Genomic DNA, 24,435 nt, shown 5'->3' with positions numbered 1-24,435 from the left:
GAAGTGGATCCGATCGGCGCGAAGGCAATCCCGGTCCGGTTCAGGCGAGTTCCGCCACGATCGCCTGCGCCACCGCGCGGGGGTCGGCGGCGCCGGTGATCGGGCGCCCGACCACCACATGGTCGATCCCGACCTTTCGGGCATCGCCGGGGGTCATCACCCGCTTCTGGTCGCCGGCCTCGGTGCCCGCCGGGCGGATGCCCGGAGTGACGATCAGCCGGTCCGGGCCGACGATGCGCCGGACCGAGCCCGCCTCGGCAGCCGAGCAGACGAGGCCGTCGATGCCGATCTCGGCGGCCTGGGCGGCGCGCTTGGCGACGAGCTCCGCCACCGGCAGGCCGTAGCCGGCCTCCGCGGCGTCGGCATCGTCGTAGGAGGTGAGCACCGTCACGGCGAGGATCTTGAGCCCCGCGCCCCGGCCGCGGACCGCCGCCCGCATGGTCTGCGGGTAGGCGTGGACGGTGAGGAAGGTGGCGCCGGAGCCCGAGGCCGAGCGCACGCCCTCCTCGACGGTGTTGCCGATGTCGTGGAGCTTCAGGTCGAGGAAGACCTTGAGGCCGCGGGCCGCCAGCCGCTCGGCCAGGGCGAGGCCGCCCGCGTAACCCAGCTGGTAGCCGATCTTGTAGAAGGTCGCGGCGTCGCCGATCCGGTCGATCAGCGCCTCGGCCGCCTGCACGCTCGGCAGGTCGAGGGCCACGATCAGGCGGTCGCGGGGGTCGGCAATCTCGGTCATCGGCGCGTCCTTCGGGGTCGCGGCAGCGATTCCGCGGAACGCCCGCGAGGTCAATGCCGGCACGGCCACTCACCCCGCCAACACCCGCGCCACCTCGGCCCGCAGCACCGGCAGCAGCTCCGCCTCGAACCAGGGCTCGCGCTTCAGCCAGCCGTTGTTGCGCCAGGACGGGTGGGGCAGGGGGAGCACCCGGGGGCGCCGGGGCTCGGCGAGGATCTCCCGCCAGCGGCGCACCGTGCCGGTGAGCCCGCCCTCCATCCGTCCGAGATGCCAGCCTTGCGCGTACTGGCCGATCACCAGGATCAGTTCGAGGTCGGGCAGGCCGGAGAACAGCTCCGCCCGCCAGCGCTCGGCGCATTCCCGGCGCGGCGGCCGGTCGCCGCCCTTGGCGTCGAGGCCGGGGAAGCACGATCCCATCGGCACGATGGCGACCCGGGCCGCGTCGTAGAACTGCGCTTCGTCGAGGCCGAGCCAGGACCGCAGCCGCACGCCCGACGGGTCGGTGAACGGCTGGCCCGTGCGGTGGGCGCGCGTGCCGGGCGCCTGGCTGGCGATGCACAGGCGGGCCGTGGCCGAGCCCTGCACGATCGGCCGGGGCTCCTGGGGGAGGGGCGGACCGTAGAGCGGGCTGTCCCGGCAGAGGCGGCAGGCGCGCAGGCGCGCGGCGGTGTCGTCGAAGGCGGGCATGCCCCGGAGATGGCGCATCGGCGCAGAAAAAAGAAACGGCGCGGTGTCGCGCCGCGCCGTCTTCAGTCGGGTCTCTTGCCTTGGGGGGAAGGCCTCTCCTCCCTACGCCGAACCGGGCCGGTGGAACGTGCGATTCCTCACGCGCCCTTCACGCCCGAGAGGTCGAGAGGCAGGGAGCGCAGGCGCCGGCCGGTGGCGGCGAAGACCGCGTTGGCGATCGACGGCCCGAGCACAGGCACGCCCGGCTCGCCGATCCCGGTGGGCGCCACCTGGCTCGGCACGATGTGAACCTCGACCGTCGGCATCTCGCTCATCCGGGTCGGCGCGTAGGCGTCGAAATTGTGCTCCTGCACCTGCCCGTCCTTGAGGGTGATGCGGTTGCGCAGCACCGCCGACAGGGCGAAGCCCACCGCACCCTCGACCTGCGCGCGGATCACGTCCGGGTTGACCGGAACGCCGACATCCACCGCCGCCACGATCCGGTTCACCCGGACCGCGTTCTCCTGAGCGGTGACGTCAGCGACCATGGCGACATACGAGCCGAAGGATTCGTGGACCGCAACCCCGAGGCCGCGGCCCGGATCCTGCGGCTTGGCGCTCCAGCCGGCCTTCTCGGCGGCGAGCTTCAGCACGCCGGACAGCCGCGGCGCCTGGGTCAGGAGGGAGAGCCGGTAGGCCACCGGATCGACGTTCGCGGCATGGGCCAGCTCGTCGATCATCACCTCCATCACGTGGGCCGTGTGGGTGTGGCCGACCGAGCGCCACCACAGGACCGGCACGCCCTCGCGGCCATTGTGGACGCCGAACCGGTAGGCCGGCAGCGCGTAGGGCGTGTCGGAGGCGCCCTCCACGGTGGTGGAGTCGATCCCGTTCTTGACGATCATCGCCTCGAAGGGCGAGCCGATCATGATCGACTTGCCGACCATGACGTGGTCCCAGCCCACCACCGCGCCCTTGGCGTCGATGCCGGCCCGGACCTTGTGCAGCACGGTCGGGCGGTAATAGCCGCCGGCCATGTCGTCCTCGCGGGTCCAGACGAGGTGCACGGGGGCCTTCTCGCCCGACGCCTTCAGAACCGTCGCGGCTTCGGCGAGGTAGTCGGCGGTGGGGGTCGCCCGGCGGCCGAAGGAGCCGCCGGCCCAGTTGCTGTGGAGGCGGACCCGGTCGGACGTCACCCCGAGGATCGCCGCCATCGTCGCCTGCTCGACGGTCTGGAACTGGAAGCCCGCGTAGACGTCGTAGCCGCCGTCGGCCGCCCGCTCGATCGTGGCGTTCAAGGGCTCCATCGCCGCATGGGCGAGGTAAGGGAAGGTGAACTCGGCCTCGACGACCTTGGCGGCCCCTCTCAGCGCCGCCTGCGGGTCGCCGCGCTCGGAGGCCGTGAGGCCGGGGCCCTTGGCCCGCTCACGGTACTCCGCGAGGATCGCGTCGGACGAGCGGGTCTCGGCGGTGCTGTCGTCCCAGGCGACGGTAAGCGCCTCGCGGCCCTTCATGGCCGACCACGTGTCGCGGGCGATCACCGCCACGCCGGTGGGCACCTGCACCACGTCGAGGACGCCGGCGACCTTGCGGGCGGCGGCGGCATCGAAGCTCTTCACGGTTGCGCCGAAACGCGGTGCCCGGGCCACGACCGCGGTGACCTGATTGGGGCGGCGGATGTCGAGGGAGTAGATCGCCGTGCCGTTGGTCTTGGCCACGGAATCGAGGCGCGGGATCGTCTGGCCGATCAGCCGCCACTCGCTCGGATCCTTGAGCCGCGGCTCGGAGGGGACCGGCAGGGAGGCGGCCGAGGCGGCGAGTTCCCCGAACCGGGCCTGCCGGCCGGAGGGCGCGTGGCGCACGATGTTGTCGGCGACCGTGATCTCCGAAACCGGCGCCTTCCAGCGGAAGGCGGCTTCGGCCATCAGCATCTCGCGGGCGGCCGCGCCCGCCTTGCGCAGCTGGAACCAGGAATTGGCCACCGCGGTGGAGCCGCCGGTGCCCTGGATCGGGCCCATCAGGCTGTTGTTGTAGAGCGTCGCATCCGCGGGGGCGAATTCGGTGCGGACCTTGGACCAGTCGGCGCCGAGCTCGTCGGCCAGGATGGTGGCGAGGCCGGTCGTGTTCCCCTGGCCCATGTCGAGGTGCTTGATCACCACCGTGACGGTGTCGTCGGCGCCGATCCGCACGAAGGCGTTGGGCTGCGCCTTGACGTCGGCGAGGTTCGGGCCGGATGCCGCGCGGGCGGATTTCGGGTCGAGCCGGAACGCGACCACGAGGGCGCCGGCGCCGGCGAGCAGGCCGCGGCGGCTGGGACGGGCGGGCAGGGGATTCGGTCGACGGGCGTTCAGCATGGCGGCGAGGCTCCGGTCGGGACCGCGGGGAAGGTGAGGCGTCAGGCCGATCAGGCGAGGCTGCGCGCGGCTTCGTGAATCGCCGCGCGGATGCGCTGGTAGGTGCCGCAGCGGCAGATGTTGCCGTCCATGGCGCCGTCGATGTCGGCGTCGCTGGGCTTGGCGTTGCCCGAGAGCAGGCCGATCGCCGACATGATCTGGCCGGACTGGCAGTAGCCGCACTGGACCACGTCGAGCTTGCGCCACGCCGCCTGGACGGCCTCGGCCACGCGGCCCGACACGCCCTCGATGGTCGTCACCTGCGCGGTGCCGACATCGCCAAGCCGCGTCTGGCAGGACCGGACCGGCTGCCCGTCGAGATGGACCGTGCAGGCGCCGCACTGCGCGATGCCGCAGCCATACTTGGTGCCGGTGGCGTCGAGCCGGTCGCGCAGCACCCAGAGCAGGGGCATGTCGGGGTCGGCGTCGACCGCGTGCGTGACACCGTTGACGGTGAGATTCGGCATGGTCGGCGACCCTTTCTCGACGCGGGCATCCGGGCAGCCCGGATCACGGCGTGCGGCCTCGCACGGGTAAGCGAGCACGCACCTTTAAATAGCGAGCCCATGCCCGGACACGATGTGCGGCACCGCACTTCAATCCGGCGGCGGCACAGCCTCGATACAGCCCCCGATGCTTAAGATTGAAGGGATGCCGGCAGCCGCTTCTTAACACATCCGCCTCATCTTTACGGCGTGCTTCCCAGCCACCGCCGCCCGTCCGCGGAATCGAGCCGAGTTTCAAGACGCGCATGCCCGATCTCACCGTCGAGATGGTCCAGCGCGGTCGCGGCCCCTCGACGGAGGAGGCGGCGCGCCGCCTCGGGGTCGCCCGGGAAATCCGCTCGGCCCGCGAGAAGCTGACCTCGCAGACCGGCCTGGAGCGGGCCTTCGACTACGAGCTGCTGCGCCACTACGCCCAGTACCGGGCCGGCGCGGGCATCCCGCTGGTGGGATTCGCGGCGGCGCTCGCCACGGCGGCGACCTTCTGGATCGCGCCGCCGGTGGCGGCGGCCTGGGCGCTCGGCGTGTTCCTGATGATCACGCTCAACACCACCTTGAGCCGGCGCTTCCTCCGCGCCGACCCGGCGACGATCCCGCTCGCCCGCTGGCGCCGGCGCTTCCTGATCGGCGAGGTGCTGCAGAGCCTGTCGTGGTCCGCGATGATCGGGCTCGGCACCACCGGCGGCTGGACCTTCGCGCTGTTCGGCCTCGTCATCGCCTCCGCCGTCACCACCATGCTGGCCGCGACGGTGCCGCTGGCCGCCATCGCCGCCCTGGTGCCGCTGGCGCTCGCCACCGTGTCCCTCGCCGCCTTCTCCCGCGGGATGGACCTGCTGATGCTGGTGGTGATGGCCGGCGGCGCGCAGGTCTTCTTCCTGGGCCTCTCCCGCCGCCTCTACACCTCGACGGTGGGCGCCCTGCGCTCCCGGGCCGAGAAGGACGCGGTGTTCGGCGAGCTGGAACAGGCCAAGGCCAATTCCGACGAGGCCCGCCGCCGGGCCGAAGAGGCCAACCTCGCCAAGTCGCGCTTCCTCGCCACCATGAGCCACGAGCTGCGGACGCCGCTCAACGCCATCCTGGGCTTCTCGGAAGTGATGAAGAACGAGGTGTTCGGCACCCACACGGCGCCGTCCTATCGGGAATACTCGCACGACATCCACGACAGCGGGATGCATCTCCTGAACCTGATCAACGAGATCCTCGACCTGTCGCGGATCGAGGCGGGGCGCTACGAACTCAACGAGGAGCCGGTGCAGCTCGCCCACGTGGTGGAGGAGTGCCGCCACATGATGGGCCTGCGGGCCAAGGCCAAGAACCAGACGTTCCACGATCTCGTGGACGGCTCGCTGCCGCGGCTCTGGGCGGACGAGCGGGCGCTCCGCCAGATCGTGCTGAACCTCCTGTCGAACGCCGTGAAGTTCACGCCGCCGGGCGGCGAGATCTGGCTGAAGGTCGGCTGGACCGCGTCGGGCGGCCAATACGTCTCGGTGAAGGACAGCGGCCCGGGCATCCCGGAAGACGAACTCGGCACGGTCCTGTCCTCGTTCGGGCGCGGCTCCCTGGCGATCAAGACCGCCGAGCAGGGCTCCGGGCTGGGCCTGCCGATCGTGAAGGGCCTGGTGGAACTGCATGGCGGGCAGTTCCAGCTGTCCTCCAAGCCCCGCGAGGGCACCGAGGTGGTGGTGACGCTGCCGGCCTCCCGGGTCATGGACACGCTGCCGGCCGTCGAGGTCGAGCCGGAGGTGGTGGCCCCCGCGCGCAGTCCCCTCAACCGCGCGGCGTGACCCGCGCCGGTCGGGCCGCCCCGCTCAGTCGAGGCCGCCGAGCACACGGATCCGGGCCCATTCGGCTTCGGACACCGGCTGCACCGACAGGCGGGAATTGTTGACCAGCACCATGTCGGCCAGGGCCGGATCGGCCTTGATCGCCTCGAGCGTCACAGGGCGGGGCAGCGCCCGCACGGCCTTGACGTCGACCATGCCGAAGCGGCCGGTCTCGTCCGTGTGATCGGGATAGTAGGGGCGGATTACCGCCACGATGCCGACCACCGCCTTGCCCTCGTTCGAGTGGTAGAAGAAGCCCTGCTCGCCGACCTGCATGGCCATCAGCTGCTTCTTGGCGAGGTGGTTGCGCACGCCGTTCCAGTACGTGCCGGCCTCACCGGCCGCGACCTGCTGGTCCCACGACCAGGTCGCGGGCTCGGATTTGAACAGCCAGTACGCCATCGCTGAAGGTCCCGCGGACCGCCCGGCCGGGCGGCATGCCCCGCCATAGCCCAGCTTCGGCCTCCGGGAACAGGCCAGCGCCGCGTCCGTCGCGCTCGGCGCGCTCGGCGCACCGAGGGCCGGCGCATGAGACGTCGTTAAAGATCAGTAAAATCTCGCTTATCGAGGGATGCTGTTGGCTGAATATTAAATTCTGGATGCCAAACGTGGCATAAGAGCATCTCTTAATAATCTCCGGTTGCATACATGCTGTCACTGGTCGGCTGCTTCGCCGGAGAGCACAACTTCTGGCTGGTGGTCCTGGCGGCACTCGTCTGCACGCTGGCGAGTGCGACGGCGCTGGAACTCCTCATCCATGCCGGCCGGGCCGGCGGCCGCAACCGCTACATCTGGCTCACCGTGGCCGCCGCCGCCGGCGGGTCGGGGATCTGGGCGACGCATTTCCTGGCGATGCTCGCCTTCGAGCCCGGGCTGCCGTCGGGGTACGGCGTCGGGCTGACCCTCCTCTCCTACGTCGATGCCGTGGCGATCACCGGGCTCGGCTTCGCCCTGGCCACGACCGGCCGGAGGATCCAGGCGGCGCTCGGCGGCGCCGTGGTGGGGTGCGGCATCGCGGTGATGCACTATACCGGCATGGCCGCCTTTCAGGTGCCGGGACACCTTGTGTGGAATCCCGTCCCGGTCGTGATCTCGGTCGGGCTCGCAGCGGCGTTCGGCGCCGCCGCCCTGGTGGTCGGGCTGTCGGCCACCACGGTCCGGGGCCGGTTCGGCGGCGGCGCGCTGCTGATCCTGGCGATCTGCGGCCATCATTTCACCGGCATGGCCGCCGTGACCATCCTGCCGGACCCCACCGTGGAGATCCACGCGAGCGCCATCCGCACCGCCTGGCTCGCCGCCGCGGTGGCGGCGGCGAGCTTCCTGATCCTGCTGCTCGCCGGGGCTGCCCTGGTGCTCGACCTGCGGGACCGCAAGCGTGCCGAGTTCGAGCGCGAGCGGCTGCGCAGCCTCGCCAACGCGGCGGTAGAGGGTCTCGTCGTCTGCCGCGGCGGCGAGATTGTCAGCGCCAACGAGGCCTTCGCCCGGCTCGCCGGCACCGGGGCCTCCAACCTCGTGGGCACGAACCTGGCCCTGTACCTGCCGGGCGTCGCCGCCGGGGCCGGAACGGTCGACCAGCCCCTCGAGGCCGACCTCGTCCCGGCGAGCGGCGGCACGATCCCCGTGGAGGTGATCATGCGTCCCGTCGCCGAGTACGGGCGCCTGCCGCACCACGCCGTGGCGGTGCGCGACCTGCGCGCCCGGCGCCGGGCCGAGAGCGAGATCCATTACCTCGCCCACCACGACGCGCTCACGGGGCTGGCCAACCGCACGAGCTTCCACGCGCGGCTGGAGCGGGAGATCCGCGCCGCGGACGCCCAGGGCGGCCGCCTCGCCGTGTTGTGCCTGGACCTCGACCGCTTCAAGGAGGTCAACGACCTGTTCGGACACGCGGCCGGCGACGCGATGCTGCGCGATCTCGCCCTCCGGGCCGGCGGCCTCCTCGACGCGAAACAGCTGATGGCCCGGCTGGGCGGCGACGAGTTCGCCATCCTGACGCCGCAAGCGGAGGGGTCCGCCGAGCGGCTGGCCGAGCGGATCCTGTCCACCCTGGCCGCGGTGCCGGCCGCCTCCGGCCCGGTGATCGCCACCAGCATCGGCATCGCGGTCTATCCCGACGACGCCGCGGACCAGCGTGCGCTCCTGAGCCACGCCGACGCCGCCCTGTACCGGGCCAAGAACGAGGGGCGCGGCACCTTTCGGCGCTACGACGCCAGCATGGGTGCGCAGATCCGCGACCGGCGGCAGCTGGAGCACGACCTGCGCCACGCGGTGACCCGGGGGGAGCTGGAGCTCGTCTATCAGCCGCAGAGCGAGATCGGCACCGGCGCGGTAACGGGCTTCGAGGCGCTGCTGCGCTGGCGCCACCCCACCCGGGGCAGCATCCCCCCGGCCGTGTTCGTGCCGATCGCCGAGGAGACCGGGGCAATCCTGGAGATCGGGGCCTGGGTGCTGCGGGAGGCCTGCCGGGCGGCGGCCGGCTGGCCGAACCCTCTGGCGATCGCCGTCAACGTCTCGGCGGTGCAGCTCCACAACCCGCACTTCGTCCAGTTCGTCCACGGGACCCTGTTCGAAGCCGGTCTGAAGGCGGAGCGCCTCGAGATCGAGATCACCGAGACCGCGCTGATCCGGGATCCGGCCCGGGCGCTCCTCACCCTGCGCCAGCTCAAGGCGCTCGGCGTGCAGATCGCCATGGACGATTTCGGCACCGGCTATTCCTCGCTGTCGAACCTGCGCGCCTTCCCGTTCGACCGGATCAAGATCGACGGCTCGTTCATCAAGGCGGTCCACAGCAACCCGCAGGGGGCCGCGATCGTGCGCTCCGTGCTGGGGCTGGGTCGGGGTCTGGGGCTCGCCGTGGTGGCGGAGGGCGTGGAGACCGCCGAGGAGCTGTCCTTCCTGGCGCAGGAGAACTGCACCCTCGCCCAGGGTTATCTGCTGGGCCGACCCGAGCCGATCGCGCGCTTTTCCACCCACACCCACGGCGCGGCGCCGGACCGGGCGGCCGCCGTGGCCTGAGGCGCATCGGGCCGGTCGCCTCACCTCGAAGAGGGGCGGCCCCGGCGCCGGCTCATCCCGGCGGAGGTGGTCGATGGCGGCCCCGCGGTCGGGCTGCCGACGCTGTCGCGGGTCCGATCCGCGATCCGGGGAGGCGCTCCGCGCAGCGCCCCCGGCCCCGTCGTCGACAGCCACGCGACCAGAGGGCCGAGCCCCTGGGCGGCGGATCGAGGCGGAGCCGTGACGGATCACGCAGGGCCTGCCCCCAGCGCCCGCCAGAGACCCGGATGCGCGGTCCCGGGTCCGGGCACCGGGTGCGTCGGCGGCCTGCGCCCCGGGGAGGGCGCCCTCAGTCGGTCTCCCCGCGCAGCGGCCGGGCCAGCAGGCCGGCGATCACGTCGTCGACGCTGGCCGAGCCGGCCACGATGGCGGCGACGGCTTCCGCCACCGGCATCTCGAGACCCTTCGCGGCGGCGAGGCCCGCGAGGGCCGCGGCGGTGAAGGCCCCCTCGGCGAGCTTGCCGCCCGCGGCCTCGGCCGGGCTGGCGCCGGCGCCGAGCCGCTGGCCGAAGGCGAAGTTGCGCGATTGCGGCGATGAGGCGGTGAGCACGAGGTCACCGAGCCCCGAGAGCCCCATCAGCGTCTCGGGCCGCCCGCCGAAGGCGCGGGCGAAGCGCATCAGTTCGGCGAAGGCCCGGGCGATCAGCGCCGCCCGGGCGCTCTCCCCGAGGCCGCGCCCCACCACGATCCCGCAGGCGATGGCCAGCACGTTCTTGCCGGCGCCGCCGATCTCCACGCCCCGCACGTCGTCGGTGTGGTAGAGGCGGAAGCTCGGCCCGGACAGCAGGGCGCTCAAGCCGGCGGCGAGGCCGGCATCGGCCGCCGCCAGGGTCACGGCGGTGGGCAGGCCGCGGGCGACGTCGGCTGCGAAGCTCGGGCCGGACAGGACCGCCACGGGCACACCGGGGGGCAGGACCTGCTCGGCCACCGCGCTCATGAAACTGTCGCTGCCGCGCTCGATTCCCTTGGCGCAGAGGATCACCGGCCCGGCGCTGGCCAGGGGACCGCGCAGGGTTTCCAGCACGCCGCGCATGGTCTGGGCGGGCACGACCACGAGCGTCGCCCGGGCGCCCGCGAGGGCGTCGGCATCGGCCGTCGCGCGGATCGCGGGATGCAGCGGCACGCCCGGCAGGTAGCGCGGATTCTCCCGCTGGGCCTGGAGGGCGGCCGCGGCCTGCGCATCGCGCAGCCAGAGGGTGACGGGATGGCCGGCCCCGGCGGCGGCGTTGGCCAGCGCCGTGCCCCAGGCCCCGCCGCCGACGACGTTGATCGGGGTCTCCGCGCTCATGCCGCTTCCTCCCTGTCCGCGCAGTCCAGCCGGTAGAGCACGTGCGCGCGCAGCGGCCCCTCCGGCACCGCCGGATGCGGGAATGTCCCGGCCGGCCTCAGGCCGAGGCGCTCCATCACGGCCCGGGAGCGGTCGTTGCCGACCGCCGTGAAGGCCACGACGCTCCGGATCCTGCAGCGCCCGGCGAGATCGGCGAGGGCGAGCCGCGCAGCCCGGGTGGCGAAGCCGTGGCCCCAGGCCTCGCGTGCGAGGCGCCAGGCCAGTTCGACCGTCGTTCCGGGCCGGTCGCCCCCCGGGAAGGGCAGGGGTCGCAGGATCCGCATCGGGCCGGCGAAGCCGATGAACCGGCCCGCATGCTCCAGGGCCCAGGGGCCGAACCCGTCCGCCACGAAGCGGCGGTCGCAGAGGCCGGCCTCGGCGGCGCTCTCCGCCTCGGTCCGGGGCCGCGGGAAATGAGCCATCACCGCCGGATCGGCGTTGAGCGCCGCGAAGGGCGCCGTATCCTCCGGCCGCCAGCGGCGGAGGGTCAGGTCGCCGTCCCGGAGGGCCTCCGGCACCGGGGCGGCGGCGATCTTGCCGCGCCAGGCCAGGGAGCGGCGGTTCAGGAGCGCGAGGTCCGCACGGCCGGCGAGCACCGCCTCGCCCAGCGCGATCGCGATCTCGAGCTGACCGAGCGGCATGGTGGCATAGGCGGGCGGGCGGGTATGGTCGCGCCAGGGGCCGCCGCAGGCATTGTCCAGGAGGATACGGGCGAAGCAATGGTCGAGCCGCACCGGCCAGTCCGGACGGACGGCTTCGGGCAGGCGGCGCTCCACCAAATCCCGCCAATGCGTGCGCCGGTCCGCCGGGTTCATCCGGCCGGCACCGCCGCCCGGGCCGCCAGCGGCCAGCGGGGCCGCGCCGGGGCCGTGAGGTCGTCCACCAGCCCGAGGCGCAGGCGCTCCAGCCCGGCCCAGGCGATCATCGCGCCGTTGTCGCCGCAGAGCGGCAGGGGCGGCGCCACGAAGCTCAGGCCCGCCTCGCCGGCCAAGGCGGCCAGCGCCCGCCGGATGGCGCCGTTGGCCGCCACGCCCCCCGCCGCCACCAGGGCGGTGGGCCGTCCGGCCACGTCCGAGAAGGCGCGCAGGGCGACCCGGGCGCGGTCCACCACCACGTCGACCACGGCGGCCTGGAAGCTCGCGCAGAGATCGGCGACGTCGCGCTCGGCCAGCGGGGCGATCCGCTCGGCCTCGATCCGCACGGCGGTCTTGAGGCCCGAGAGGGAGAAGTCGGCCTCGCGGCGGCCGAGCATCGGCCGGGGCAGGGCGAAGCGCTCGGGATCGCCGGCCTCGGCCATGCGCTCGACCGCGGGACCACCGGGATAGCCGAGGCCGAGGAGCTTGGCGACCTTGTCGAATGCCTCGCCGATGGCGTCGTCGACGGTCGAGCCGAGCCGCACGTAGTCGCCGACGCCGCGCACGGCGACGAGCTGGGTGTGGCCGCCCGAGACCAGGAGCAGCAGGTACGGGAAGGCGACGCCGTCGGTGAGCCGCGCCGTGAGCGCGTGGGCTTCCAGATGGTTGACGGCGAGCAGGGGCTTGCGGGTCACGAGCGCCAGGGTCTTGGCGGTGACGAGGCCGACCAGCACGCCGCCGATCAGCCCGGGGCCGGCGGCCACCGCGATGCCGTCGAGGTCCCGGAAGCCGGTCCCGGCCCGGTCGAGGGCACGGGCGATCAGCCGGTCGAGCACCTCCACGTGGGCGCGGGCGGCGATCTCCGGCACGACGCCGCCATAGGCCGCGTGCTCGGCGATCTGGCTCAGTACCTCGTTGGCGCGGATCTGGCCGACACCATCCTCGTCGACCGACACCACGGCGGCGGCGGTCTCATCGCAGGTGGTCTCGATGCCGAGCACGGTCTTCTGCACGGGTTGAACTCCTCCGATCCGGACCGCATCCTATCCGCCGGCGGTCACGGCGCGAAAGCGGAGCATGGTCTCAGCCGTCCGTCCCATCCGCCTCCTGCGGTGCCGGAGCGCAGGGCAGGCCTCGGGATGAGGGGACGGCGCGAGGACGCCCTCAGTCGACGGCGACCATGACGTCGGAAGCCTTGATCACCGCGTAGGCGGGACCGCCGGCGACGAGCTTGAGGGATTCGACGGCCTCGTTGGTGATCGAAGCGGTGACCACTTGGCCGGGGCTGATCTCGATCTTCACGTGGGAGGTGGTCGCCCCCTTGTCCACGGAGAGGACCGTGCCCTTGAGAACGTTGCGCGCGCTGATCTTCATGGTCTGCTGCCTCGCTCCATAAGCCGCACCGGAACAGGTCGCGTCGGGCGGCCTCGGGCAGGTCTCCTACAGCATGGCGGGGTCCCGCGCGACCGCCTCAGCGCGGATCGGCCTCAGGCTCGCCGGCCTCGTCCTCGGGGATCGGCGCGGCCCCCCAGGCGGCCAGCGCGGCGTTGAGATCGTCGAGGACGAAGTGCCGGGCGCTGTCCCGGTCGTATCCGTCGGCCAGGAGGTCGTCGTAATCGGTGAAGACGTGGCGCGCGTACGTGATGAGGGCGAGGCGTGCCGCGGTCTCCGGGGCGGCCCGGCGCAGGCCCGGGCTGGCCAGCGCCCGGTCGAGGGCGGCCTCCGCCTCGAAATCCGGGAGGCGCGGGGCAAGCCGGGCCAGCGCCGCGGCGACGGCGTCCCGGCGATTCAGCGGCGGCGATCCAACGCTCATCGCAGGCCTGCCGACGGCATGATTTTAACGGAGCGATCGGGTAGGATCGGCCTCAGATGAGGCGGGGCCTGCACGGGATCCTCCGCCGGGGAGATCAGGTCCATGGCAATTCTTCGTCCCGCGCTGCTTCTCGGCCTCTTCCTCGGGGCGGCGCCGGCGCTGGCCCAGGGCCCGGCTCCGGGCATGAATCCGGGCACCAATCCGGGCTCTGCCGCGTCCCCGGCCACGGCGGGTTCCCAGGTCAGCGGCCGCCGGACCACGGCCACCGGCCAGACCAAACCCCCGGGCGGCACCGCAGCCACCGGATTGCCGCAGCCCGTGAACCAGGCCGAGATGATCAAGGCTCAGAAGGCCGCCGAGGCCCGCTCGAAGGCCTGGGACAGCAAGATGCGCCACACGATGGGCTCGATCTGCCAGGGCTGCTGAGGCCCGGGCGGTCGTCCCGGACGCCGGAGGCCCTCGTCCGGGACGAGGGTCCGGAAACGCGAAGGGGCCGCCCGAACGGGCAGCCCCTCCTCGGTCGCCGGGGCGACGGGATCAGCGGGAGTAGAACTCGATGACGAGGTTCGGCTCCATCTGCACCGGGTAGGGCACCTCGGACAGGCTGGGGATGCGGGTGACGCGGGCGGTCATCTTGGCGTGGTCGGCTTCGATGTAGTCCGGCACGTCACGCTCGGAGAGCTGGGTCGCCACGATGACGATCTCGAGCTGGCGGGAGGACTCCTTGACCTCGATGAGGTCGCCGGCCTTCACCTGATAGCTCGGGATGTTGACGCGGACGCCGTTCACCTTGACGTGCCCGTGGTTGACGAACTGGCGCGCGGCGAACGGGGTCGCGACGAACTTCGCCCGGTAGACCACGGCGTCGAGGCGGCGCTCGAGCAGGCCGACGAGGTTCTCGCCGGAATCGCCGCGCAGGCGGATCGCCTCGGCGTAGTAGCGGCGGAACTGCTTCTCGGTGATGTTGCCGTAATAGCCCTTGAGCTTCTGCTTGGCGCGCAGCTGCGTGCCGAAGTCGCTCATCTTGCCCTTACGGCGCTGGCCGTGCTGGCCGGGGCCGTATTCGCGGCGGTTGACGGGGCTCTTCGGGCGGCCCCAGATGTTCTGGCCCATGCGGCGGTCGAGCTTGTGCTTGGCCTGAATCCGCTTCGACATATCTTCCGCGTCCTCTCGTGACGAGAATGAGGAACGCGCCCTCCTTTTCCCGGCCCTTCGCGGTCCGGGACGACAGGGCGGGAGGATCCCGCCCACGGGTGCGCGTGAAAACGCGACGGGGCCCCGTGCGGAGCCCCATCGACGGCGGGTCTTTAGGGGACGGACGCGCCGCGGTCAACCGTGAGAGGTCAGATGGACGAGTCAGTCGTGGTCCGGCGCGGCGCGGCCGCGGACGCGGAGGCGATCCGGGCGCTGGTGGAGGCGGCCTACACCAAATGGATCCCGGTGATCGGGCGCCTGCCGATTCCCATGCAGGCGGACTACGCCCAGGCTTTGCGGGACCACCGCTTCGACCTGCTGCGGGCCGGTCCGGATCTCGCCGGCCTGATCGAGACGCGGGCCGAGGCCGATCACCTCTTGGTCGTCAACGTCGCGGTGCACCCGGCCTTCCAGGGCCGGGGCTTCGGCAGCCGGCTGATGGGACGGGCCGACGCCGTCGCGGCCGAGGCCGGGCTCGCGCGGCTGCGCCTCTACACCAACAAGAAGTACACGGCGAACCTGCGCCTCTACGGGGCGCTCGGCTACCGGGTGGAGCGGGAGGAGCTCTACGACGGACCGGGCCGGACCCGCGACGACGACGTCACCGTGCACATGGTGAAGGACTTGGTTTGAGGCATCGGCGCCGGCCTTACCGTCATCGCGAGCGCAGCGAAGCGACCCAGGGTGGCGCGCCGCCGTAGAGCGTGGCGCCTCTGGATTGCTTCGCGGCGCTCGCAAAGACGAGGCGTCTCCCGGCTCCCTTCAGGTCACCACGCTCGGCTCAGGCCGTCCGGTGCGGGGCTCGATCTCGGCGATCGCGCGGGCCGCGGCCGCGACCGGGGCCAGCACCTCGGCAACGGCCAAGTCGAGCCGGTCCGGTGCGTTCTCGTAGCGCTCCAGGTAGACCCGCAGCGTCGCCCCGGCGGTGCCGGTGCCGGAGAGCCGGAACACCGCCCGCGCGTCCTCGGCGAAGCCGATCCGGATGCCCTGGCGCTCGGTGAGCGAGCCGTCCACGGGATCGCGGTAGGCGAACTCGTCGGCCGTCGACACCGTGAGATCGCCGATCCGCGTGCCCGGCAGACCGTCGAGTTTCTCGCGGAGCGCGTCCATCAGACCGTTGGCGGCGTCCGAATCCACCTCCTCGTAGTCGTGGCGGGCGTAGTAGTCGCGCCCGTAGGTGCGCCAGTGCGCCCGCACCAGCGCGTCGGCCCGCTCGCCCGTGGCGGCGAGGATGTTGAGCCAGAGCAGCACCGCCCAGAGCCCATCCTTCTCGCGCACGTGGTTCGAGCCGGTGCCGGCGCTCTCCTCGCCGCACAGGGTGATGAGGCCCGCGTCGAGGAGATTGCCAAAAAACTTCCAGCCGGTGGGCGTCTCGTAGGCCTTGATGCCCAGCGCGGCCGCGACCCGGTCGGCGGCGCGGCTCGTGGGCATGGAGCGCGCGACACCGGCCAGCCCGCCCGCGTAGCCCGGCGCCCGGTGGGCGTGGGCGGCGAGCAGGGCGAGGCTGTCGCTCGGCGTCACGAACAGGCCCGGGGCCACGATCATGTTGCGGTCGCCGTCGCCGTCCGAGGCGGCGCCGAAATCCGGCGCGTCCGGCCCCTGCATCAGGTCGAACAGGTCGTGGCAATGGACCGGGTTCGGATCCGGGTGGTGACCGCCGAAATCCTCTTTCGGGACCGCGTTGACCACCGTGCCCGCGGGGGCGCCGAGCATCCCTTCCAGGATCGCCGTCGCGTAGGGGCCGGTCACCGCGCTCATGGCGTCGAAGCGCATGCGGAAGCCGGAGGCGAACAGGCGCGCCACCGCGTCGAAGTCGATGAGCGTGCGCATCAGCGCGGCGTAGTCGGCCACCGGGTCGATGACCGTCACCGTCATGGCGCCGAGGCGGGTGTCGCCCAGAGTGTCGAGGTCGAGGTCCGGGGCCTCCACGAGGCGGTATTCCGTGATCGCCTTCGCCCGCTCGAAGATCGCGTTCGTCAGCGTCTCGGGCGCCGGGCCGCCATTGGCGGCGTTGAACTTGATGCCGAAATCGCCGTCCGGCCCGCCCGGGTTGTGGCTCGCCGAGAGCACGATGCCGCCGAGCGCCTTGGCCTTCCGGATGACGCAGGAGGCGGCCGGCGTCGAGAGCAGGCCGCCCTGACCGACCAGGACCCGGCCGAAGCCGTTGCCGGCGGCGAGGCGCAGCGTCTTCTGCACCACCTCGCGGTTGAGGAACCGGCCGTCGCCGCCCAGCACAAGAGTCGCGCCCGCCTTGTCGGGCAGGGTGTCGAAGATCGCTTGGACGAAGTTCTCGACGTAGTTCGGCTGCCGGAACACCGGCACCTTCTTGCGCAGGCCGGAGGTGCCCGGCTTCTGGTCGGGGAAGGGCGTGGTCGCGACGGTGGTCGGAGTCGTCATAAGCGGGCGTCTCCCGGAATCTCCCGCCTCAATGCCCGTCCGGGAGCTTGGCGTCACCAGCCCCGGCGACAGGGGCGGGCTTTTTTCACGCGGTTTCGCCGGATCGGGCGACGGAACCCGCCGCCTGTCCGCCGCCGGCCGGTCCGGAGCGTTGCGCCCGCCGACGCCCGCCGGTTGAATCGCCCAAGCCGCCAGACAAGGCGGATCGGAGGAGACATCATGGCGGACAGACCAATGCGGACGGACCCGGACGCGGCCCGGCCCGGCCGGGGCTTGGCCCGGCGCGAGCTGGTCGGGGCGCTCGCCGCCGGGGCGGCGGTCGCGGCCTCGGCGGCCCAAGCCGTTGCGGCGCCTGCCGTCGCGGCTCCTGTCGTCGCGGCTCCGGCGGCCCAGCTGACGACGGACGAGTTCCGCCTGCCCTGGAGCGAGCCGGGGGTCGAGATCTACGTGCGCAACAAGCGGCCCGCGGGAACCGAGCGGTTCCCGGGCGACCGGATCCTGCTCTACGTGCACGGCTCCACCTACCCGTCCTCCACCGCCTTCGACCTGCCGCTCGGGGGGATGTCGGCCATGGACTACCTCGCGGGCCTCGGCTTCGACGTCTACTGCGTGGACCTGCCGGGCTACGGCCTGTCCGGACGCCCGGCCGCCATGGACGCGCCGCCCGCCGACAATCCGCCGCTCATGCGGACGCCGGACGCCGCCAAGGTGGTGGGGCAGGTCGTCGACTTCATCCGGAAGCGGCGCAACGTCGAGAAGATCGACCTGATGGGCTGGTCCTGGGGGACCTCCACCATGGGGCTCTACACCAGCACCCACAACGACGCGGTCAACCGCCTCGTCCTCTACGCGCCGCAATGGCTGGCGCGCACGCCCGGCCTAATCGGCGGCGGCGGCACGGTGGGGGCCTATCGCACCGTCAGCCGGGACAGCGCCCGGGCGCGCTGGCTGACCGGCGTCCCCGAGGACAAGAAGGCCGACCTGATCCCGGCGGGCTGGTTCGACCAATGGGCCGACGCGACCTTCGCCACCGACCCGGTCGGGGCGAAGCGATCGCCGCCGGTCCTGCGCGCGCCGAACGGCACGGTCGCCGACAAGGATGCCTACTGGGCGGCGGGGAAGCCGCTCTACGATCCGGGCGAGATCCGCGTGCCCGTGCTGATCATCCACGCCGAGTGGGACGCCGACCTGCCGAGCTACCAGGCGCAGGAATACTTCACCAAGCTCACCCACGCCCCCTACAAGCGCTTCGTCGAGCTGGGGGAGGGCACCCATACGGTGATGATGGAGAAGAACCGCATGCAGTTCCTCCACGCGGTCGGGGCCTTCCTCACGGAGGCGGACCCGCAGGCGCTGAACTGAGCGGCGAGCCCCGGGGGCCGGCCGATCCCATACCACCGCCCCATCCTGAGGTGCCCGCGTCAGCGGGCGCCGCAGGGGGGCTCCAGGGATCGCGCGGCCGGAATGGAGGCCTCCTTCGAGGCCTCCGCTTCGCTCCGGCACCTCAGGACGAGGGGGCGCCTAGGCATGGGGCGAGGCGGCCGGTCCGGCCGCCTCGGGAAGCCTTCTACTCCGCCGCCTGCCGCGCCGCGTAGCCCAGCCGGTCGTTCAGCGCGCGGATCAGCTTGACGGCCGCCTCGGCGATCACCGTGCCGGGCGGGAAGATCGCCGCCGCGCCGGCGGCCGTCAGCGCCTCGTAGTCGCCCGGCGGGATGACGCCGCCGATCGCGATCATCACGTCGTCCCGGCCCTGCTCGGTCAGCGCCGCCTTCAGCTCCGGCACCAGGGTCAGGTGGCCGGCAGCCAGGGACGAGACGCCGACGATGTGGACGTCGTTCTCCACCGCCTGCCGGGCGGCCTCCGCCGGGGTGGCGAAGAGCGGCCCGATATCCACGTCGAAGCCGAGATCCGCGAAGGCCGAGGCGATCACCTTCTGGCCGCGGTCGTGCCCGTCCTGGCCCATCTTGGCGACCAGGATGCGCGGCCGGCGGCCGTCATTCTCCTCGAACGCCTCGACCAGCGCCCGGACTTCCTCGACCACAGGCGACATGCCCCCCACCTCGCGCTTGTAGACGCCGGAGATCGAGCGGATCTCGGCGCGGTGCCGGCCCCAGGCCTTCTCCAGGGCCTCGGAAATCTCCCCCACCGTCGCCTTGGCGCGGGCGGCCTCGACGGCGAGCTCCAGCAGATTCTCGGTGCCGTCGGCGGCCTTCGTGAGGGCCTCCAGCCGGGCCGTCACCGCCGCCTCGTCGCGCTCGGCGCGCAGGCGCTTGAGCTTGTCGATCTGGAGCCGGCGGACATTGCCGTTGTCGACCCGCAGCAGGTCGATGGCCATGTCGTCGTCGGCCCGGAACTTGTTCACGCCGACGATGGTCTGCCGGCCGGAATCGATCCGGGCCTGGGCCCGGGCGGCAGCCTCCTCGATGCGGAGCTTCGGGATCCCGGCCTCGATCGCCTTGGCCATGCCGCCGAGGCCGTCGACCTCGCGGATGTGCTCCCAGGCCCGGGCCACCATGTCGGCCGTGAGCTTCTCCACATAGTAGGAGCCGCCCCAGGGATCGACGATCCGGGTGGTGCCGCTCTCCTGCTGCAGGAACAGCTGCGTGTTCCGGGCGATCCGCGCCGAGAAGTCGGTGGGCAGCGCCAGCGCCTCGTCCAGCGCGTTGGTGTGGAGCGACTGCGTGCCGCCCTGCGTCGCCGCCATCGCCTCGATGTTGGTGCGGGTGACGTTGTTGAACACGTCCTGCGCGGTGAGCGACCAGCCGCTCGTCTGCGAATGGGTGCGCAGGGCCAGGGATTTCTCCGACTTCGGATCGAACCCCTTCACGAGCTTCGCCCAGATCAGGCGCGCGGCCCGCATCTTGGCGACCTCCATGAAGAAGTTGGTCGAGATCGCCCAGAAGAACGACAGGCGCGGGGCGAACTGGTCGATGGTCAGCCCGGCGGCGAGGCCCGCCTTGATGTACTCGACGCCGTCGGCGAGCGTGTAGGCGAGCTCCAGGTCGTTCGTCGCCCCGGCCTCCTGCATGTGATAGCCGGAGATCGAGATCGAGTTGAACTTCGGCATGTTCTTCGACGTGTAGGCGAAGATGTCCGAGATGATCCGCATCGATCCCTTGGGGGGATAGATGTAGGTGTTGCGGACCATGAACTCCTTGAGGATGTCGTTCTGGATCGTGCCGGCGAGCTTCTGCGGCGGCACGCCCTGCTCCTCCGCGGCGACGATGTAGAGCGCGAGGATCGGCAGCACCGCGCCGTTCATCGTCATCGACACGGTCATCTCGCCGAGGGGAATCCCCGAGAACAGCGTGCGCATGTCGTAGATCGAGTCGATCGCCACGCCCGCCATGCCGACATCGCCGGAGACCCGGGGATGGTCGGAATCGTAGCCGCGGTGGGTGGCGAGGTCGAAGGCGACCGACAGGCCCTTCTGGCCAGCCGCGAGGTTGCGGCGGTAGAAGGCGTTCGAATCCTCGGCCGTGGAGAAGCCGGCGTACTGCCGGATCGTCCAGGGCTGAGTGACGTACATGGTCGGGTAGGGGCCGCGCAGGAACGGCGCGATCCCCGGATAGGTGTCGAGGAACTCGAGGCCCTCCCGGTCCTCCGGTCCGTACCGGCCCTTCACCGGGATGCCCTCCGGCGTCATCCAGGGCTCGCCCAGCGCCGGCGCCGCGACCACGAGCGATTCGCCGGCCAGCGGGATTTCGGCGAAGTTCGGGATGCGGGAGGTCATGGCGTTGACTCGTTATGGCGTTTGTCACGCCATTATAGACACGCGCTTGACGCGGGCTACTCCCCCGCAGGTCCAGGACCGCGTCCGCCCCGCAGGACGTAGACAACCGCGGCCGCCAGCATCAGCGCCATCCCGTACCACGTGATCGCGTAGACGAGGTGGTTGTTGGGGAAGGCGATCACCGTCAGGCCGCCCACCGGCAGCCCGCCGGGATTGGGCGTCGCGTCCGCATCCACGAAGTAGGGGGCGACGTCGGTCAGGCCGCGCGCCGCCGCGATGGCGGCCACGTCGCGGGAATACCAGCGGTCGTCCTTGGGATCGTTCGAGCGCAGGAACGCGCCCCCGGGCTCGGTCAGCCGCAGGAGGCCGGTCACCGTGGTCTCCCCCGCGACCTGCCCGGCCGCCCGGGTCGCCGGATCCCGCCGGTCGCCGGGCACGAAGCCGCGATTGACCAGCACGAGGCTGCCGTCCGGACGCCGCAGGGGCGTCAGCACCCAGAATCCGCCGCCGCGCTCGGTGACGGCCTGAACCAGGGTCTCGCGATCGTGCAGGAAGGTGCCCGCGAGCCGGACGTGCCGGTAGGCGTCGTCGGGGCCGACGCGCGGCCATGCGGCGAAGTCGGGGGCCGGCACCGGCGGGGCATGGACCCGGGCATCGACCCGGGCGATCAGGTCGAGCTTCCAGGCCCGCCGCTCCACCTGCCACGTGCCGAGCCCGAGCAGGACGATGAAGACGAGGCCCGCGCCGACGCCGAACACGACGCGCCGCCACAACGCAATCGGGGCCGGGGAGGGGCTCAAGCCCCCCGCCGACCCCGCGGGTCTCATCTGCGGACGCGCGCTCAGCGGGCGTTGTTCATGACGTCGTGGGCATCCATCGGCATCATGTTGTGGTTGAGGTGGTACATGACCCACACCGAGCCGGCGAGCATGATCACCACCAGCGTGATGGTGAAGATCAGCGCCATGAAGGTCCAGCCGCCCTCCGACTTCGTGCTCATGTGCAGGAAGTAGATGACGTGCACGACCATCTGGACGCCGCCGAGCGCCAGGATGACCAGGGTGGTGACGAGGCTGTTGTCGAGGACGTTGCCCATCACCAGCCAGAACGGGATCACCGTCAGGATCACCGACAGGACGAAGCCCGTCATGTAGCTCTGGAAGCTGCCGTGCCCGCCCTCGCTGTGGGCGTGCGCATCGTGCGTGTCCTGGCCGTGGCCGGTGAGGCGGTGTGCGTCGGCGCTCATTCGAGCACTCCCATAAGGTAGACGACGGTGAAGACGCCGATCCAGATCAGGTCGAGGAAGTGCCAGAACATCGACAGGCACATCAGCCGGCGCTTGTTCTCGACGATCAGGCCGCGCTTGCTGACCTGCACCATCAGCACGACGAGCCACAGGATGCCCATGGAGACGTGCAGGCCGTGGGTCCCGACCAGGGTGTAGAACGACGACAGGAACGCGCTGCGCCAGGGCGGCGCGCCCTCGTGGAACAGGTGGACGAATTCCCGGATCTCCAGGGCCACGAAGGCCACGCCGAACAGGCCCGTGATGGCGAGCCAGATCTGCGTCTGCTTCACCCGGTCCCGGTCCATCTCCAGCATGGCGAAGCCGTAGGTGATGGACGAGAACAGCAGCATGGCGGTGTTCACCGCGATGCCGGGCAGGTCGAACAGCTCCTTCGGGGTGGGGCCGGCCGCGAAGCTGCGCCCGAGCACCCCGTAGGTCGCGAACAGGGTCGCGAAGATGAGGCAGTCGCTCATTAGGTAGAGCCAGAACCCGAGCATGGTCGAGCCCTCGGAATGATGGCCCTCCTCGTCGGTCTGGTAGAAGACCGGCGCCGCGGCGCCGGGGGGTGCAGTCTCCGCGTGCATCATCGGATCACGCCATCTCCAGTTCGCGCGTCCGCTGACCTTCCGTCCGACTGACGACGTCGGCGGGAATGTAGTAGTCGCGATTGTAATTGAAGGTGTGGGCAATCGCGACGACGAAGATCGCCACGAAGGTGAGCGCCGCCAGCCACCAGACGTACCAGACCATGGCCAGGCCGAAGGCGAAGTTCAGCCCCGCCAGGATCGCGCCGGTCGCGGTGTTCTTGGGCATGTGGATCGGCTTGTAGCCCTTGAGGGGACGGTCGAAGCCGCGGTTCTTCATGTCCCACCACGCATCGGAATCGTGGACCACCGGCGTGAAGGCGAAGTTGTAGTCCGGCGGCGGCGAAGAGGTGGACCATTCGAGGGTCCGGCCGCCCCACGGATCGCCGCTGAGGTCGCGCAGCTTGTCGCGGTTCCGGATCGAAACCACGAACATGATGATCTGCGAGGCGATGCCGCAGGCGATGAGCGCCGCGCCGATGGCGGCGATGACGAACCAGATCTGCAGCGACGGGTCGTCGAAGTGCTGCATGCGCCGGGTCACGCCCATCAGGCCGAGCACGTAGAGCGGCATGAAGGCGACGTAGAACCCGGTCACCCAGAACCCGAGGGCGACCTTCCCCCAGAAGTCGTCGAGCTTGAAGCCGAAGGCCTTGGGGAACCAGAAGGTCACGCCGGCGAACATGCCGAACAGCACGCCGCCGATGATCACGTTGTGGAAGTGCGCGATCAGGAACAGCGAGTTGTGCAGGACGAAGTCGGCCGGGGGCACCGCCAGGAGGACGCCGGTCATGCCGCCGATCACGAAGGTGACGATGAACGCCACCACCCACATCATCGGCACCTCGAACCGGATCCGGCCGCGGTACATCGTGAACATCCAGTTGAAGATCTTCGCGCCCGTCGGGATCGAGATGATCATGGTCGTGATCCCGAAGAACGAGTTCACGTCCGCGCCCGAGCCCATCGTGAAGAAGTGGTGCAGCCACACGAGGTAGGCGAGGATGGTGATCACCACCAGCGCGTAGACCATCGAGGTGTAGCCGAACAGGCGCTTGCCGCAGAAGGTCGAGGTGATCTCCGAGAACACGCCGAAGGCCGGCAGGATCAGGATGTAGACCTCCGGGTGACCCCAGATCCAGATCAGGTTGAAGTACAGCATGGCGTTGCCGCCGAGGTCGTTCGTGAAGAAATGCGTGCCGATGTAGCGGTCGAGCGACAGCATCGCGAGAACGGCCGTGAGGATCGGGAAGGCGGCCACGATCAGGATGTTGGTGCACAGCGACGACCAGACGAAGATCGGCAGCTTCATCATGGTCATGCCGGGCGCCCGCATCTTCACGATGGTGGCGATCAGGTTGATGCCCGAGAGCAACGTCCCGATGCCGGCGATCTGCAGCGCCCAGATGTAGTAGTCGACGCCGACGCCGGGGCTCATCGCGGCGCCGGAGAGCGGCGGGTAGGCGAGCCAGGTGGCGCGGGAGAACTCGCCGACGAACAGCGAGACCATCACCAGCATGCCGCCGGCCACCGTCATCCAGAAGCTGAAGTTGTTCAGGAACGGGAAGGCCACGTCGCGGGCGCCGATCTGCAGCGGCACCGCGAAGTTCATGAGCCCCGTGACGAACGGCATCGCCACGAAGAAGATCATGATCATGCCGTGGGCGGTGAAGATCTGGTCGTAGTGGTGCGGCGGCAGGAAGCCCTGCTGGTCACCGAAGGCGACCGCCTGCTGCGAGCGCATCAGGATCGCGTCGGCGAAGCCGCGCAGCAGCATCACGCCCGCGAAGATGCAGTACATGATGCCGATCTTCTTGTGGTCGATCGACGTGATCCAGTCACGCCACATCGGCCCCCAGAAGCGGTAATAGGTGATGACCCCGAGCACGGCGAGGCCGACCACGGCCACGCCGGCGAAGGTCCCCTGCAGGATCGGCTCGTGATAGGGGATCTGCTCGATCGTAAATCGTCCGACGAGCAGCTGCTGTAGGTCCAGGTTTGCGAACATGGGATCGGCCCGTTCAGTGGGTTCGACGGCGACCGCCGGTCTTGTGTGTGGGTTCCGCTGGCATC

Annotated in this window: 22 protein-coding genes; 5 read left to right on the top strand and 17 right to left on the bottom strand. The window is 71.1% G+C overall.

The window, feature by feature from the left end; translation table 11 throughout:
- Nucleotides 1-40: 40 nt before the first annotated feature.
- The 4 genes from pyrF to GGQ91_RS13595 form a co-directional block, all read right to left on the bottom strand.
- Nucleotides 41-733, bottom strand: coding sequence for an orotidine-5'-phosphate decarboxylase (gene pyrF, locus GGQ91_RS13610; RefSeq protein WP_043346079.1), 693 nt, complete (start codon nucleotides 731-733; stop codon nucleotides 41-43).
- 69 nt (nucleotides 734-802) lie between these two features.
- The gene (locus GGQ91_RS13605; RefSeq protein WP_043379530.1) at nucleotides 803-1,420 is read right to left on the bottom strand and encodes a uracil-DNA glycosylase family protein; all 618 of its coding nucleotides are present in this window, start codon (nucleotides 1,418-1,420) and stop codon (nucleotides 803-805) included.
- A 137-nt stretch (nucleotides 1,421-1,557) separates the two neighbouring features.
- On the bottom strand, nucleotides 1,558-3,753 hold the full coding sequence (locus tag GGQ91_RS13600; RefSeq protein ID WP_182592204.1) for a xanthine dehydrogenase family protein molybdopterin-binding subunit: 2,196 nt from the start codon (nucleotides 3,751-3,753) through the stop codon (nucleotides 1,558-1,560).
- A gap of 50 nt (nucleotides 3,754-3,803) precedes the next feature.
- Entirely contained in the window at nucleotides 3,804-4,259 is a 456-nt protein-coding gene (locus GGQ91_RS13595; protein WP_043346072.1) for a (2Fe-2S)-binding protein, read from the bottom strand.
- Nucleotides 4,260-4,543: 284 nt separating this feature from the next.
- Here GGQ91_RS13595 and GGQ91_RS13590 point away from each other — a divergent pair, with 284 nt between their 5' ends.
- A complete protein-coding gene (locus GGQ91_RS13590; RefSeq protein ID WP_043346075.1) occupies nucleotides 4,544-6,079 on the top strand; it encodes a sensor histidine kinase in 1,536 nt (511 codons plus the stop codon).
- Between the two features lie 24 nt (nucleotides 6,080-6,103).
- Here GGQ91_RS13590 and GGQ91_RS13585 read toward each other — a convergent pair whose 3' ends face one another.
- On the bottom strand, nucleotides 6,104-6,520 hold the full coding sequence (locus GGQ91_RS13585) for an EVE domain-containing protein (RefSeq protein WP_182592203.1): 417 nt from the start codon (nucleotides 6,518-6,520) through the stop codon (nucleotides 6,104-6,106).
- A gap of 246 nt (nucleotides 6,521-6,766) precedes the next feature.
- Here GGQ91_RS13585 and GGQ91_RS13580 point away from each other — a divergent pair, with 246 nt between their 5' ends.
- Nucleotides 6,767-9,133, top strand: a complete 2,367-nt coding sequence (locus tag GGQ91_RS13580; protein ID WP_043379535.1) for a bifunctional diguanylate cyclase/phosphodiesterase — start codon at nucleotides 6,767-6,769, stop codon at nucleotides 9,131-9,133.
- 328 nt (nucleotides 9,134-9,461) lie between these two features.
- Here the strand turns inward: GGQ91_RS13580 and GGQ91_RS13575 are convergent, their stop codons facing one another.
- The 5 genes from GGQ91_RS13575 to GGQ91_RS13555 form a co-directional block, all read right to left on the bottom strand.
- On the bottom strand, nucleotides 9,462-10,460 hold the full coding sequence (locus GGQ91_RS13575; protein ID WP_043350600.1) for an NAD(P)H-dependent glycerol-3-phosphate dehydrogenase: 999 nt from the start codon (nucleotides 10,458-10,460) through the stop codon (nucleotides 9,462-9,464).
- On the bottom strand, nucleotides 10,457-11,314 hold the full coding sequence (locus tag GGQ91_RS13570) for a GNAT family N-acetyltransferase (RefSeq protein ID WP_043756909.1): 858 nt from the start codon (nucleotides 11,312-11,314) through the stop codon (nucleotides 10,457-10,459). The genes GGQ91_RS13575 and GGQ91_RS13570 overlap by 4 nt, the downstream gene beginning before the upstream one ends.
- Nucleotides 11,311-12,366, bottom strand: coding sequence for a tRNA (adenosine(37)-N6)-threonylcarbamoyltransferase complex transferase subunit TsaD (gene tsaD / locus GGQ91_RS13565; protein ID WP_043350596.1), 1,056 nt, complete (start codon nucleotides 12,364-12,366; stop codon nucleotides 11,311-11,313). Before tsaD ends, GGQ91_RS13570 begins: the two co-directional genes overlap by 4 nt.
- Before the next feature lie 151 nt (nucleotides 12,367-12,517).
- Entirely contained in the window at nucleotides 12,518-12,727 is a 210-nt protein-coding gene (locus GGQ91_RS13560) for a TOBE domain-containing protein (protein WP_043350594.1), read from the bottom strand.
- Between the two features lie 97 nt (nucleotides 12,728-12,824).
- Nucleotides 12,825-13,166, bottom strand: coding sequence for a DUF2293 domain-containing protein (locus tag GGQ91_RS13555; protein WP_043379540.1), 342 nt, complete (start codon nucleotides 13,164-13,166; stop codon nucleotides 12,825-12,827).
- Nucleotides 13,167-13,268: 102 nt separating this feature from the next.
- On the opposite strand from GGQ91_RS13555, the gene GGQ91_RS13550 reads away from it, so the two are divergent.
- On the top strand, nucleotides 13,269-13,592 hold the full coding sequence (locus GGQ91_RS13550) for a hypothetical protein (RefSeq protein ID WP_043379541.1): 324 nt from the start codon (nucleotides 13,269-13,271) through the stop codon (nucleotides 13,590-13,592).
- A 111-nt stretch (nucleotides 13,593-13,703) separates the two neighbouring features.
- Here GGQ91_RS13550 and rpsD read toward each other — a convergent pair whose 3' ends face one another.
- Nucleotides 13,704-14,321 carry a 30S ribosomal protein S4 gene (rpsD, locus tag GGQ91_RS13545; RefSeq protein ID WP_010686187.1) on the bottom strand — a complete coding sequence of 206 codons (618 nt, stop codon included), beginning with the start codon at nucleotides 14,319-14,321 and terminating at the stop codon, nucleotides 13,704-13,706.
- 192 nt (nucleotides 14,322-14,513) lie between these two features.
- Between rpsD and GGQ91_RS13540 the strand changes: the two genes are divergently transcribed.
- On the top strand, nucleotides 14,514-14,993 hold the full coding sequence (locus GGQ91_RS13540; RefSeq protein WP_182592202.1) for a GNAT family N-acetyltransferase: 480 nt from the start codon (nucleotides 14,514-14,516) through the stop codon (nucleotides 14,991-14,993).
- A gap of 129 nt (nucleotides 14,994-15,122) precedes the next feature.
- Here GGQ91_RS13540 and GGQ91_RS13535 read toward each other — a convergent pair whose 3' ends face one another.
- The gene (locus GGQ91_RS13535) at nucleotides 15,123-16,757 is read right to left on the bottom strand and encodes an alpha-D-glucose phosphate-specific phosphoglucomutase (RefSeq protein WP_111474008.1); all 1,635 of its coding nucleotides are present in this window, start codon (nucleotides 16,755-16,757) and stop codon (nucleotides 15,123-15,125) included.
- 219 nt (nucleotides 16,758-16,976) lie between these two features.
- Here GGQ91_RS13535 and GGQ91_RS13530 point away from each other — a divergent pair, with 219 nt between their 5' ends.
- Entirely contained in the window at nucleotides 16,977-18,119 is a 1,143-nt protein-coding gene (locus GGQ91_RS13530) for an alpha/beta hydrolase (protein ID WP_053608264.1), read from the top strand.
- Between the two features lie 205 nt (nucleotides 18,120-18,324).
- Here GGQ91_RS13530 and scpA read toward each other — a convergent pair whose 3' ends face one another.
- Genes scpA through cyoB form a run of 5 tightly spaced genes read right to left on the bottom strand, consistent with a single transcriptional unit; the run spans nucleotide 18,325 to nucleotide 24,370 of the window.
- The gene (gene scpA / locus GGQ91_RS13525) at nucleotides 18,325-20,490 is read right to left on the bottom strand and encodes a methylmalonyl-CoA mutase (RefSeq protein ID WP_182592201.1); all 2,166 of its coding nucleotides are present in this window, start codon (nucleotides 20,488-20,490) and stop codon (nucleotides 18,325-18,327) included.
- A gap of 56 nt (nucleotides 20,491-20,546) precedes the next feature.
- Complete coding sequence (locus GGQ91_RS13520) at nucleotides 20,547-21,317, bottom strand: SURF1 family protein (protein ID WP_182592200.1); 771 nt, start codon at nucleotides 21,315-21,317, stop codon at nucleotides 20,547-20,549.
- 14 nt (nucleotides 21,318-21,331) lie between these two features.
- On the bottom strand, nucleotides 21,332-21,736 hold the full coding sequence (gene cyoD, locus GGQ91_RS13515; RefSeq protein ID WP_043379552.1) for a cytochrome o ubiquinol oxidase subunit IV: 405 nt from the start codon (nucleotides 21,734-21,736) through the stop codon (nucleotides 21,332-21,334).
- On the bottom strand, nucleotides 21,733-22,365 hold the full coding sequence (cyoC, locus tag GGQ91_RS13510; RefSeq protein ID WP_043379554.1) for a cytochrome o ubiquinol oxidase subunit III: 633 nt from the start codon (nucleotides 22,363-22,365) through the stop codon (nucleotides 21,733-21,735). Before cyoC ends, cyoD begins: the two co-directional genes overlap by 4 nt.
- 4 nt (nucleotides 22,366-22,369) lie before the next feature.
- Nucleotides 22,370-24,370: a cytochrome o ubiquinol oxidase subunit I gene (gene cyoB, locus GGQ91_RS13505; RefSeq protein ID WP_043346007.1), complete on the bottom strand. Its 2,001-nt coding sequence runs from the start codon at nucleotides 24,368-24,370 to the stop codon at nucleotides 22,370-22,372.
- Nucleotides 24,371-24,435: the final 65 nt, after the last annotated feature.

Origin of the sequence: Methylobacterium fujisawaense (assembly GCF_014138435.1) — a bacterium.
GTDB classification, from domain to species: domain Bacteria; phylum Pseudomonadota; class Alphaproteobacteria; order Rhizobiales; family Beijerinckiaceae; genus Methylobacterium; species Methylobacterium fujisawaense.
Note: the sequence above shows the minus strand (reverse complement) of the source record. Positions and strands in the feature narration are given on the sequence as shown.

Excerpts from the sequence above, each read along its gene's own strand:
- pyrF (WP_043346079.1), bottom strand. The coding sequence starts at position 733 with ATGACCGAGATTGCCGACCCCCGCGACCGCCTGATCGTGGCCCTCGAC.
- GGQ91_RS13605 (WP_043379530.1), bottom strand. The coding sequence starts at position 1,420 with ATGCCCGCCTTCGACGACACCGCCGCGCGCCTGCGCGCCTGCCGCCTC.
- GGQ91_RS13600 (WP_182592204.1), bottom strand. The coding sequence starts at position 3,753 with ATGCTGAACGCCCGTCGACCGAATCCCCTGCCCGCCCGTCCCAGCCGC.
- GGQ91_RS13595 (WP_043346072.1), bottom strand. The coding sequence starts at position 4,259 with ATGCCGAATCTCACCGTCAACGGTGTCACGCACGCGGTCGACGCCGAC.
- GGQ91_RS13590 (WP_043346075.1), top strand. The coding sequence starts at position 4,544 with ATGCCCGATCTCACCGTCGAGATGGTCCAGCGCGGTCGCGGCCCCTCG.
- GGQ91_RS13585 (WP_182592203.1), bottom strand. The coding sequence starts at position 6,520 with ATGGCGTACTGGCTGTTCAAATCCGAGCCCGCGACCTGGTCGTGGGAC.
- GGQ91_RS13580 (WP_043379535.1), top strand. The coding sequence starts at position 6,767 with ATGCTGTCACTGGTCGGCTGCTTCGCCGGAGAGCACAACTTCTGGCTG.
- GGQ91_RS13575 (WP_043350600.1), bottom strand. The coding sequence starts at position 10,460 with ATGAGCGCGGAGACCCCGATCAACGTCGTCGGCGGCGGGGCCTGGGGC.
- GGQ91_RS13570 (WP_043756909.1), bottom strand. The coding sequence starts at position 11,314 with ATGAACCCGGCGGACCGGCGCACGCATTGGCGGGATTTGGTGGAGCGC.
- GGQ91_RS13560 (WP_043350594.1), bottom strand. The coding sequence starts at position 12,727 with ATGAAGATCAGCGCGCGCAACGTTCTCAAGGGCACGGTCCTCTCCGTG.
- GGQ91_RS13555 (WP_043379540.1), bottom strand. The coding sequence starts at position 13,166 with ATGAGCGTTGGATCGCCGCCGCTGAATCGCCGGGACGCCGTCGCCGCG.
- GGQ91_RS13550 (WP_043379541.1), top strand. The coding sequence starts at position 13,269 with ATGGCAATTCTTCGTCCCGCGCTGCTTCTCGGCCTCTTCCTCGGGGCG.
- rpsD (WP_010686187.1), bottom strand. The coding sequence starts at position 14,321 with ATGTCGAAGCGGATTCAGGCCAAGCACAAGCTCGACCGCCGCATGGGC.
- GGQ91_RS13540 (WP_182592202.1), top strand. The coding sequence starts at position 14,514 with ATGGACGAGTCAGTCGTGGTCCGGCGCGGCGCGGCCGCGGACGCGGAG.
- GGQ91_RS13535 (WP_111474008.1), bottom strand. The coding sequence starts at position 16,757 with ATGACGACTCCGACCACCGTCGCGACCACGCCCTTCCCCGACCAGAAG.
- GGQ91_RS13530 (WP_053608264.1), top strand. The coding sequence starts at position 16,977 with ATGGCGGACAGACCAATGCGGACGGACCCGGACGCGGCCCGGCCCGGC.
- scpA (WP_182592201.1), bottom strand. The coding sequence starts at position 20,490 with ATGACCTCCCGCATCCCGAACTTCGCCGAAATCCCGCTGGCCGGCGAA.
- GGQ91_RS13520 (WP_182592200.1), bottom strand. The coding sequence starts at position 21,317 with ATGAGACCCGCGGGGTCGGCGGGGGGCTTGAGCCCCTCCCCGGCCCCG.
- cyoD (WP_043379552.1), bottom strand. The coding sequence starts at position 21,736 with ATGAGCGCCGACGCACACCGCCTCACCGGCCACGGCCAGGACACGCAC.
- cyoC (WP_043379554.1), bottom strand. The coding sequence starts at position 22,365 with ATGATGCACGCGGAGACTGCACCCCCCGGCGCCGCGGCGCCGGTCTTC.
- cyoB (WP_043346007.1), bottom strand. The coding sequence starts at position 24,370 with ATGTTCGCAAACCTGGACCTACAGCAGCTGCTCGTCGGACGATTTACG.